Here is a 9,800-nt window from a genome sequence, read left to right on the forward strand (position 1 = left end):
GTCGGCGTGACACCCTTCGGCGCGCGCCCCCCCCCCCTCCGGGGGTGCGGGCCACGCCCGTTTCGATGTCTCATCCGCCGCCCCTCCGGCGTCTCACTCGATGCGCGGGGCGAGCCGGGCGGGCCCGGCGGCCGGGTCGGACCGCAGTTTGTCCTGGAGCCACCGGTGCTCCTCGGCGAGCGGCTGGGGACCGCTGAGCGGGGGCACCCCGGACACCCTGACGCCGGGGGCGAGCGGGGGCTCGTACCGGGTCGGTGCGGTCGCCAGGGTGTAGGAGGTGGCGACGGCGATCACCGCGGTCACGCCGACGACGGCCCCCGTCCAGCGCCGGGTGCGGTGCTCGGCGGCGCCGCGGACGGCGGCCGCCGGGCGGGGCACGAGCGGCACGGGCGGTTCCAGGGCACCGAGCCGCTCCTCCAGCAGGGCGAGCCGCTCCCCGGGCGGTGCGCCGGCCAGTTCGGGGACGCGGACGGTGAGTTCTTCGTGGGCGTTGAGGAGGCGGATGCCGGCGGCGGGGGTGCTGGCCTCGGTCTCGGCGGCGGTGTCGGGGAGGTCGAGGCCGACGCCGTGGTAGAGCAGGACGGTACGGCGGTGGGTGGGGGACAGGTCCAGCAGGGCGTCCATCAGGATCCGGTCGGCCGGGTCCGCTGCGGCCGGGCCCGGATCAGGAGGCTCCTGGACGCGGCGGAGCCGGTGCCAGGGCGAGAGGGCGTACTCGTACGCGGCCGCGCGCACCCACCCGGCCGGGTCCGGATCGGTGGCGACCTCGGGCCACCGCGCCCAGGCCTGCTGGAACGCCCGCTCCACGGCCTCCAGGGCGAGGAAGCGGCGCCCGGTCAGCAAGTACGCCTGCCGGACCAGTCCCGGTGCGGTGGCCCGGTACAGCGCATCGAACGCCCCGCGGGGCCCTGCCGGGGCGTCCGGCTCGGCAGGGCCGGGCGGTGGGACCGGGCCTGACGGCACGTCCGCCGGAGGCGGGGTCAGCAGGCGGGCGTCCTCGGGTTCCTCGGTGCTCTCCTTCATGACCCACTCCCCGCAATGTCGAAAAAGTACATAAACGTATTTTTAGCGACACAACGGACATTCGCCTATTAACCGCCCATATCGCGTGTCGTTGTGCACCATGGCAAGGTGACCCAACTGACCGGGCGCCGGGCTCCGTTGCGGCCCGGCCCGCGCCACGCCGCGGCCCGTCGCCGCCGCTCACCCGAGGCCGCCGCCTGCGTGCTGGGCGGCGCCATGGCCGCCGGGCTGGGGCTCGGCTTCCTCGCCGTGCTCGTCATCGTGCTGTGGATCAGCTCCCCGTACCCCGACAGCGGACCCGGCGGGGCCCTCCACCTGGCCGCCGGCCTGTGGCTGCTCGCCCACGGCACCGAACTGGTCCGCTACGACACCCTGTCGGGGGTGCCCGCCCCGGTCGGGGTCACCCCGCTCCTCCTCATCGTGCTGCCGGCGCTCCTCATGCGCCGCGCCGGCCGCCTCGGCAGCGCCTCCGGCGACGGGGGTGCCGACACCGGCGGTGGCGAACCGGACGGGGGACTGCCCGCGAGCGCGGTCTTCTCCGCGGTGCTCTGCGGCTACCTGGCCGTCGGCTCCCTGGCCACCGCCTACGCGGCCGGCGGCCCGATGCCCGCCGACCCGCTCAGCGCGGCCTGGCACGTCCCGCTCGTCGCGGTGCTCGCCGCGGGCACCGGGGTGTGGACGGCCCGGGGCCGTCCGCTGGGACCGCTGCCGCCGCGGGTCCCCGCGGCCGTGCGCAGGGCGGTCGTCCGTCCCCGCTACGCGGTCGCGCTGCGGGCCGGGGCGGCCGGGACATTCGTCCTGGTCGGCGGGGGCGCGCTCGTGGTCGGGCTCTCGCTCGCCTGGCACGGCCCGGCGGTCGAGGACGGGTTCCTGGCGCTGACCGGCGTGTGGTCGGGCCGCTTCGCGGTCCTGTTGCTCGCTCTCGCGCTGCTCCCGAACGCGATGGTGTGGGGCGCGGCCTACGCCCTCGGGCCCGGCTTCTCCGTCGGCGGCGGCGCGACCGCCACCCCGCTCGGCTTCGCCGGGTCGCCCGCACTGCCGGAGTTCCCGCTGCTGGCGGCGCTCCCGCCGCAGGGGCCGGGGACCGTTCTGACCTGCGCGACCGCGGTGGTCCCGATGGCGGCCGGGCTGGTGGTCGGCTGGTCCGCGGTACGCCGTCCGCGTGAGGTCTCGTACGGGGAGACGGCCCTGACGGCGGTGCTCGGGGCGCTGGTGTGCGGGCTGGCGATGGCCGGGCTGGCGGCGGCTTCGGGCGGCTCGCTGGGCTCGGGCGAACTCACGCACCTCGGGCCGGTGTGGTGGGCGACGGGCGCGGCGGCCGCCGTCTGGACGCTGGTTCCCGCGCTGCCACTGGCGGTGTCGGTGCACGCCTGGCGGATGCGGCCGGTCCGGCGGGCGGCGCCCGCGGGGGGCGACGCACGGCACGCCAGCGGGGTCCGGGAGATCCGGTGGGAGGCGCTGCGGCAGGCGGCGGGAACCCCGGTTCCGGACCCCCCGCAGGACCCGGACCGTCCGACGGGCGCCGCCGGGGACCACCGTCCGCGGGTCGACGCCCCGGCCGGCGACGGGACAGCGGCGCAGGCCGTGCCCGTACCGTCACCCGTGCCCGTACCGTCATCCGCGCCCGGGCCGGCGCCCGGGCCCGTGCCCGGATCCGCGCCCGATTCCGCGCCGGTTCCGGTGCCGTCGCCGGCGCCGGCGACGGCACCCGAGCGGGGCCGGGCTGCGGCCGGACGGCCCCGCCCCGTCACCCTCGTGACGGCATTTCAGCCGGCCCTGGCGCAGCTCGCGGCCCCCGCCCGCCGGACCGTCGTCGGTGCCGCAGCGGCCCCGGCCCCAGCCGCACCCCCTGCCGCAGCAGCCCCGGCCACGGCCGCACCTCGGACGCCCCCGGTGCCGTCCGTGGCGGGCGCCCGGGTGCTGGCCCGCCGCCGATCCCCCGTCTGACCGGTTACGGGCGGACCTTCAGGACCTTGCCGAGCGCGTTGTCGGGCAGCAGCGTGTTGCACTGGAGCTCCGCCCGCTTCGTCAGGGCGTCGTCGCGGCAGATGTAGAAGTCCTTGTACGCGAGCTGCACCCCGTACGAGCCCAGCGCCAACAGGATCGCGAGCGCGGCCGTCACCAGCCCGCCGACCGCCGCCGTCCGCTGGGGGCCGGCCGCGGGCCCCAGGGCCGCCAGGCCGCCCCGGGCCGGGGACGTGGCGCCGCCCGCGGCGCCCGCCAGCGCCCCGGCGGCGGCCGCGTCCGGCCCGGCGGGCGCGGGCCGACCGCGCAGGCCGCTGATCCCCCAGTACACCGCGAGCGCGCCGAGCAGCAGCCCGACCGACGGGATCCCGAAGATCCCGAAGAAGAAGCCCCACATGCCCGCGAGCAGCGCGTAGCGGGCGCGCCGCTGGACCGGGTCCGTCGGGTCCCAACGCGCCGGCCCGCCGGGCCCGGCCCCCGGTCCGCCCGGTCCGGCCGGCCCGGATCCGGGGTCCTGGCCGGGGCGGCCGCCGTTGCCGCCGCGCGGCTGCCACGGCTGGTCGGGCCGGCCCTCCGGGGGAGCCGCGAAGGGGTTGTCGTCGGTGGAGGAGTCGGGCTGACGGCGGTCCGGCATCGAGTGCGTTACTTCCCCTGTGTCGTGGACGCCGGCCGCGCCCGGCCGGGGCCGGGGCGGCGGTGTCGCTATGCGTCGCGCAGGTCGTGCGAGGTGCGCCGGAGGGTTGCGCCGCCCCCCTGGCACCGCGCAGTTCGCGGCTTGTATCCCAGACGCTACCCCTCGGCCGTCCCCCCGTCCCGCGGGGGCCGTCCCGTGTGCCGGTATCGTTGCGTGCGGTCGGTGGCTTCGTAGGGTCCCCCGTAAAACAGGGCATCGAAGTTTTGTATGACCGCACAAGACGAACGACGATCTCCGTGAGAAAGGGCCTCCCATGGCCGCCTCCCGCCTGGTCGTGCTGGTCTCCGGCTCCGGCACCAACCTCCAGGCCCTGCTCGACGCCATCGACGCCCATCCCGGCGGAGCGGAGGGCTTCGGGGCCGAAGTCGTCGCCGTGGGGGCCGACCGGGACAACATCGCCGGTCTCGAACGGGCCGAGAAGGCCGGGATCCCCACCTTCGTGTGCCCGGTCAAGGCCCATGCGAGCCGCGCGGAGTGGGACGCCGCCCTGACCGCGGCGACCGACGCGTACGCGCCGGACCTCGTCGTTTCAGCCGGGTTCATGAAGATCCTGGGGAAGGCGTTCCTCGACCGCTTCGGCGGCCGCATCGTCAACACCCATCCCGCCCTCCTCCCCTCCTTCGCCGGGGCCCACGGCGTCCGGGACGCCCTCGCGTACGGCGTGAAGGTCACCGGCTGCACGGTCCACTTCGTGGACGCCGGCGTGGACACCGGCCCGATCATCGCCCAGGGTGTGGTCGAGGTCAGGGACGAGGACGACGAAGCCGCTCTCCATGAGCGCATCAAGGAAGTCGAGCGCCAGCTGCTCGTCGACGTCGTGGGGCGCCTGGCCCGGCACGGCTACCGCATTGAGGGACGAAAGGTAACAATCCAGTGACCGCCGCAGAGAGCAGCACCACCTCGTCGAAGCGACCGATCCGGCGCGCCCTCGTCAGCGTCTACGACAAGTCGGGACTGGAGGAGCTGGCCCGCGGCCTGCACGAGGCGGGTGTCTCCCTCGTCTCCACCGGCTCCACGGCCTCCCGCATCGCCGACGCCGGCGTGCCCGTCACCAAGGTCGAGGAGCTCACCGGCTTCCCCGAGTGCCTCGACGGCCGCGTCAAGACCCTGCACCCGCGCGTCCACGCCGGGATCCTCGCCGACCTGCGCCTCGACAGCCACCGCGAGCAGCTCGCCGAGCTGGGCGTCGAGCCCTTCGACCTGGTGGTCGTCAACCTCTACCCGTTCCGGGAGACGGTCGCCTCGGGCGCCACGCCCGACGAGTGCGTCGAGCAGATCGACATCGGCGGCCCGTCCATGGTGCGCGCCGCCGCCAAGAACCACCCGTCCGTCGCCGTGGTCACCAGCCCGGCCCGGTACGCCGACGTGCTCGCCGCGGTGCAGGGAGGCGGCTTCGACCTCGACGCCCGCAAGCGGCTGGCGGCCGAGGCCTTCCAGCACACCGCCGCGTACGACGTCGCCGTCGCCTCCTGGTTCACCAACGCGTACGCCCCGGAGCCGGAGGCCGTGCTGCCCGAGTTCCTGGCCGGCGCCTGGGACCGCAAGGCCGTCCTGCGGTACGGCGAGAACCCGCACCAGGCCGCGGCCCTCTACACCGACGGGCAGCCGGGCGGGCTCGCCAACGCCGAGCAGCTGCACGGCAAGGAGATGTCCTTCAACAACTACGTGGACACGGAGGCCGCCCGCCGGGCCGCCCACGACCACGACGAGCCCTGCGTCGCGATCATCAAGCACGCCAACCCGTGCGGCATCGCGATCGGCGCGGACGTCGCCGAGGCGCACCGCAAGGCCCACGCCTGCGACCCCCTCTCGGCCTTCGGTGGCGTCATCGCCGTGAACCGCCCGGTGACCGTCCAGCTCGCCGAGCAGGTCGCGGAGATCTTCACCGAGGTCATCGCCGCCCCCGCCTACGAGGAGGGTGCGCTCGCGATCCTGTCCAAGAAGAAGAACATCCGCGTGCTGCGCGTCGACGGCAGCCCGCACCAGCCCGGCGACCTCAAGCCGATCTCGGGCGGCGCGGTCCTCCAGCAGAGCGACGTGTTCCAGGCCGAGGGCGACGACCCGAAGAACTGGACGCTGGCGACCGGCGAGGCCCTCGCCCCGGAGGAGCTCGCCGAGCTCGCCTTCGCGTGGAAGGCCTGCCGGGCCGTGAAGTCCAACGCGATCCTGCTCGCCAAGGACGGCGCCTCGGTCGGTGTCGGCATGGGCCAGGTCAACCGGGTGGACTCCGCCAAGCTGGCCGTGGAGCGGGCCGGCGCCGAGCGCGCGCAGGGCTCGTACGCCGCGTCCGACGCCTTCTTCCCGTTCCCGGACGGGCTGGAGATCCTGACCGCGGCGGGCGTCAAGGCCGTGGTGCAGCCGGGCGGTTCGGTCCGTGACGAGCAGGTCGTCGAGGCCGCGAAGGCGGCGGGCGTGACCATGTACTTCACCGGCACCCGCCACTTCTTCCACTGAGCACCCCGAGCACACCGCTCCGAGTACGGCGAAGGCCGCCATCCGCAGCAGCGCGGGTGGCGGCCTTCGCCGTACGCCGTGGCGGCGTCGGTGCTCCTAGTACTGCGGACGGCGGAAGTACGCGCCGGCGGCCGAGTTGGCGAGGCCGACGAGGACCCACAGGGCGAGCCCGAACTGGATCAGAGCCATGAGCAGCGAGAACACGACCGCGCCCGCCGCCTCGTCACTGCTGAGCGCGACCAGGTTCATGAGGAGGCTGAGCCCGGAGAAGAGGGTCATCAAAGAGCCGTAGACGATGCCGGACACCCGGACGCCGCTGCGGCCCTTGCTCAGCTTGGCGGCGGTCAGGATGGGCCACAGCGACAGGGCCAGGATGAAGATGCCGCCGATGACCACAGCCGCCCCCGCGACCGCTCCCGCATCGCTCGCCGTGGAGCTGGAGGAGCCGGAGAGGACGGAGGCGAACACCGCCCCGCCGAGGAGGAACAGGACCCCGCCCAGGGCCTGGAGGCCGCCGACGATGAACAGGATGACGCGCGCGGCCTTCACACCGCCCGGCATCGGCATCTGTACGCCCGGGTAGCCTCCGGCGGGGTGCGCCGGGTAGGCCTGCTGGGCCTGCGGGTAGGCGTAGCCGCCCTGCGGGGCCTGCTGCGGGTAGCCGTAACCGGGCTGGCCCTGCGGCTGCTGCCCGTACGGGTTGTTCGGGTCACCGAAGCTCATCTTGGGGTGTTCCTCCGTGGAAGTGCGGGGACGCACGGCACGCACGGAGGTCGTACTGCAACTTGCGGCCCGCCCCCCGGCACTGCCCGCGGCACTCTTTTGCTCATCGTCGGCCGACCGGCCCGGACTTGTCCAGCCGCTATTGCGACCGGCCCGTCACTTGTTGTGCAAGTGCAACGATTGGTTCAAGCCTGTGACCGTACGGCAGACCCCTTGAGTGGAACCGGGGCCGCCCCATCCGGGAGGATGGATGCATGACCGCCCAGATTCTCGACGGCAAGGCCACCGCAGCCGCGATCAAGTCCGAACTGGCCGCCCGTGTGGCGGCCCTCAAGGCCCGGGGCGTCACCCCCGGACTCGGCACCCTGCTGGTCGGCGACGACCCGGGCAGCCGCTGGTACGTCAACGGAAAGCACAAGGACTGCGCCGAGGTCGGCATCGAGTCCATCCGCCGCGAACTGCCCGCCACGGCCACCCAGGAGGAGATCGAGGCGGTCGTCCGCGAGCTGAACGAGGACCCGGCCTGCACCGGCTACATCGTGCAACTCCCGCTGCCCAAGGGCATCGACACCAACCGGGTGCTGGAGCTGATGGACCCGGCGAAGGACGCCGACGGCCTGCACCCGATGTCCCTGGGTCGGCTGGTGCTGAACGAGCCGGGACCGCTGCCCTGCACCCCGTACGGCATCGTCGAGCTGCTGCGCCACCACGGTGTGGAGATCAAGGGCGCCCACGTCGTGGTCGTCGGCCGCGGCATCACCGTCGGCCGCTCCATCGGCCTGCTGCTCACCCGCAAGTCCGAGAACGCCACCGTGACCCTCTGCCACACCGGCACGCGCGACCTGTCCGGGATCCTGCGCCACGCCGACATCGTCGTCGCGGCGGCCGGCGTCCCGCACCTGGTCAAGCCGGAGGACGTCAAGCCCGGCGCGGCCGTCCTCGACGTGGGCGTCAGCCGCGACGAGAACGGCAAGATCGTCGGTGACGTGCACCCCGGCGTCGCCGAGGTCGCCGCGTGGATCTCCCCGAACCCGGGCGGTGTCGGCCCGATGACCCGGGCCCAGCTCCTCGTCAACGTCGTCGAGGCGGCCGAGCGGACGGCGACCAGTGCGGGCTGAGCACGACGCCGAGCCCGACACCGAAACCGGCGCCGGCGCCGAAGCAGCGGCCGAGGCCGAGGCCAGCGCCGCCGCCAAGGCCACGCCCACGGCCGACACCGGCGCCGAGGGGACGGCGGCGCCGAAGTCGCGCCGCTTCCCCGCCGTCACCCAGGACACGGCCCGCCCCGAGGGCGCGGGCCGGGCCGGGCCCGGGGACGCGCTCGCCGCCCGCCAGTGGCCGATGCTCAGCGTGCTCGCCGCGACCGCGATCGGTCTGTTGCTCACCGCGCTGGGGCAGCCGCGGGTCGGCTGCCTGGTCATCGGCGTGGCCCTGATCGGCGCCTCCGTGCTGCGGCGGGTCCTGCCGGACGTGGGCATGCTCGCGGTGCGCTCCCGGTTCACGGACATGATCACGTACGGGCTGCTGGGCGTGGCGATCACGCTGCTCGCGCTGGTGATCGAGCCCAAGCCGTGGCTGGAGATCCCGTTCCTGGAGGACGCGGTCCGCTTCACCGTCCGCTGAGGCCGCGGGGCGGGTGAGGAAACCGGTGTCCGGGAGGTCGCCGGGCCACTGGATCCACCCGTCCGGATGAGCCGTACGGGCGAATTGCGGGGGCGTGTACGGCCGCCCGCCTTCGAACTCCCGGTCCATGTGCCACGGACCACACGGACCGGGGGGTTGGGGTGCTTGGGAGTCGGATAGCCTGACGCCGGATGTCTCTTCACGTCAAGATTCGCAGGGAAGCGGCGTCCGCCAGCACATGGGGCGGGGACGCCCCACCGCCAGCTGTCTAACGGAGAAGGCCATGACCCGCACTCCTGTGAATGTCACCGTCACCGGCGCCGCCGGCCAGATCGGCTACGCGCTGCTCTTCCGCATCGCCTCCGGTCACCTGCTCGGCGCGGACGTGCCGGTCAAGCTCCGCCTGCTGGAGATCCCCCAGGGCCTGAAGGCCGCCGAGGGCACGGCCATGGAGCTCGACGACTGCGCCTTCCCGCTGCTGAAGGGCATCGACATCTTCGACGACCCGAACAAGGGCTTCGAGGGTGCGAACGTCGCCCTGCTCGTCGGCGCCCGCCCCCGCACCGCGGGCATGGAGCGCGGTGACCTGCTCTCCGCCAACGGCGGCATCTTCAAGCCGCAGGGCAAGGCCATCAACGACCACGCCGCGGACGACATCAAGGTCCTCGTCGTCGGCAACCCGGCCAACACCAACGCCCTGATCGCCCAGTCGGCCGCCCCGGACGTACCGGCGGAGCGCTTCACCGCGATGACCCGCCTGGACCACAACCGCGCGATCTCGCAGCTGGCCGCCAAGACCGGTGCCGCCGTCTCCGACATCAAGCGCCTGACGATCTGGGGCAACCACTCCGCCACCCAGTACCCGGACATCTTCCACGCGGAGATCGCCGGCAAGAACGCCGCCGAGCTCGTGAACGACCAGGCGTGGCTGGCCGACACCTTCATCCCGACCGTCGCCAAGCGCGGCGCGGCCATCATCGAGGCCCGTGGCGCCTCGTCGGCCGCGTCCGCCGCCAACGCCGCCATCGACCACGTCCACACCTGGGTCAACGGCACCGCCGAGGGCGACTGGACCTCCATGGGCATCCCGTCGGACGGCTCCTACGGCGTCCCGGAGGGCCTCATCTCCTCCTTCCCGGTCGTCTGCAAGGACGGCAAGTACGAGATCGTCCAGGGCCTGGACATCAACGAGTTCTCCCGTGCGCGCATCGACGCGTCCGTGCAGGAGCTCTCCGAGGAGCGCGACGCGGTCCGCGAGCTCGGCCTCATCTGAAGCTGATGCCACGGGCGGGGCCCCGGCGCACATGGTGCGCCGGGG

The 9,800-nt window shown here is 74.1% G+C and carries 9 protein-coding genes; 6 read left to right on the forward strand and 3 right to left on the reverse strand.

Going from position 1 to position 9,800, the window contains the following annotated elements; translation table 11 throughout:
* Positions 1-93: 93 nt before the first annotated feature.
* Positions 94-1,023 (reverse strand): RNA polymerase subunit sigma-24, encoded by a 930-nt coding sequence (locus ACFV7Q_RS36890; RefSeq protein WP_385435313.1) that lies wholly within the window; start codon positions 1,021-1,023, stop codon positions 94-96.
* 108 nt (positions 1,024-1,131) lie between these two features.
* Between ACFV7Q_RS36890 and ACFV7Q_RS36895 the strand changes: the two genes are divergently transcribed.
* Positions 1,132-2,970 carry a DUF6350 family protein gene (locus tag ACFV7Q_RS36895; RefSeq protein ID WP_385435314.1) on the forward strand — a complete coding sequence of 613 codons (1,839 nt, stop codon included), beginning with the start codon at positions 1,132-1,134 and terminating at the stop codon, positions 2,968-2,970.
* Positions 2,971-2,974: 4 nt separating this feature from the next.
* Here ACFV7Q_RS36895 and ACFV7Q_RS36900 read toward each other — a convergent pair whose 3' ends face one another.
* A complete protein-coding gene (locus ACFV7Q_RS36900; RefSeq protein WP_385435315.1) occupies positions 2,975-3,622 on the reverse strand; it encodes a hypothetical protein in 648 nt (215 codons plus the stop codon).
* Between the two features lie 313 nt (positions 3,623-3,935).
* Here ACFV7Q_RS36900 and purN point away from each other — a divergent pair, with 313 nt between their 5' ends.
* A complete protein-coding gene (gene purN / locus ACFV7Q_RS36905; protein WP_385435316.1) occupies positions 3,936-4,559 on the forward strand; it encodes a phosphoribosylglycinamide formyltransferase in 624 nt (207 codons plus the stop codon).
* Positions 4,556-6,136: a bifunctional phosphoribosylaminoimidazolecarboxamide formyltransferase/IMP cyclohydrolase gene (gene purH / locus ACFV7Q_RS36910; RefSeq protein WP_385435317.1), complete on the forward strand. Its 1,581-nt coding sequence runs from the start codon at positions 4,556-4,558 to the stop codon at positions 6,134-6,136. The genes purN and purH overlap by 4 nt, the downstream gene beginning before the upstream one ends.
* Positions 6,137-6,232: 96 nt before the next feature.
* On the opposite strand, the gene ACFV7Q_RS36915 is transcribed toward purH, so the two are convergent.
* Positions 6,233-6,859 carry a hypothetical protein gene (locus ACFV7Q_RS36915; RefSeq protein ID WP_385435319.1) on the reverse strand — a complete coding sequence of 209 codons (627 nt, stop codon included), beginning with the start codon at positions 6,857-6,859 and terminating at the stop codon, positions 6,233-6,235.
* Between the two features lie 254 nt (positions 6,860-7,113).
* Here ACFV7Q_RS36915 and ACFV7Q_RS36920 point away from each other — a divergent pair, with 254 nt between their 5' ends.
* The 3 genes from ACFV7Q_RS36920 (at position 7,114) to ACFV7Q_RS36930 (ending at position 9,755) form a co-directional block, all read left to right on the forward strand.
* Positions 7,114-7,977, forward strand: a complete 864-nt coding sequence (locus ACFV7Q_RS36920) for a bifunctional methylenetetrahydrofolate dehydrogenase/methenyltetrahydrofolate cyclohydrolase (RefSeq protein WP_385435320.1) — start codon at positions 7,114-7,116, stop codon at positions 7,975-7,977.
* A complete protein-coding gene (locus ACFV7Q_RS36925) occupies positions 7,967-8,482 on the forward strand; it encodes a DUF3017 domain-containing protein (protein WP_385435321.1) in 516 nt (171 codons plus the stop codon). Before ACFV7Q_RS36920 ends, ACFV7Q_RS36925 begins: the two co-directional genes overlap by 11 nt.
* Before the next feature lie 283 nt (positions 8,483-8,765).
* The gene (locus ACFV7Q_RS36930; protein ID WP_385435322.1) at positions 8,766-9,755 is read left to right on the forward strand and encodes a malate dehydrogenase; all 990 of its coding nucleotides are present in this window, start codon (positions 8,766-8,768) and stop codon (positions 9,753-9,755) included.
* Positions 9,756-9,800 lie beyond the last annotated feature (45 nt).

Origin of the sequence: Streptomyces sp. NPDC059851 (assembly GCF_042732005.1) — a bacterium.
In the GTDB taxonomy this organism is placed as follows: domain Bacteria; phylum Actinomycetota; class Actinomycetes; order Streptomycetales; family Streptomycetaceae; genus Streptomyces.